Source organism: Exiguobacterium sp. SH5S13, from assembly GCF_004337085.1.
Classification (GTDB): domain Bacteria; phylum Bacillota; class Bacilli; order Exiguobacteriales; family Exiguobacteriaceae; genus Exiguobacterium; species Exiguobacterium aurantiacum_A.
In genome coordinates this window covers 1-417 of record NZ_SJUS01000078.1, presented here as the reverse complement: position 1 = coordinate 417, position 417 = coordinate 1, and the positions used below count along the sequence as shown (strand labels likewise).

Annotated in this window: 1 protein-coding gene; it reads right to left on the bottom strand. The window is 53.5% G+C overall.

Annotation, left to right across the window (positions count from 1 at the left end):
- Positions 1–236: 236 nt before the first annotated feature.
- Positions 237–417, bottom strand: a 181-nt coding sequence (locus tag EVJ30_RS15365) for a hypothetical protein (protein ID WP_236636115.1), incomplete at its 5' end; no start/stop codon positions are given.

The window sequence follows — 417 nt, the reverse complement described above, 5'->3', positions numbered from 1 at the left end:
AGCGATCGATGGCTAAAACCAGATGTTGCCGATCGCGGCAGCGCTTTACGGACGCTTGAAAAGCCGACATGCTTTTCCTACAGAATCGAGGTCATCCTGGGAGCTTTCCAGCTGTCACAGAGGCCTTGTCGGGAGTGGAACGATTTGCCGACATAATCACCCGCGCTACTTGGTGTTGCGCCCCAGTAGGGACGTAGGCTCGTGCGCGTACGGATCGGTCCGCGGAATTTTTATGCTTACATCGAAAGGGGATCTTTAGGAGTTTGTGTGTTGCGTTTCAAGCTCTTCGTCACATTCAAGAAAGCTGAGATCATGCGAGATGAGAGCCTATCGCGCAAGCAGACGATCCGCGCGTAATTGTAGACCTCCGCGTCGATGATCGGCAGGCTGGTGATCCGCTTATCATCAACGTACTCC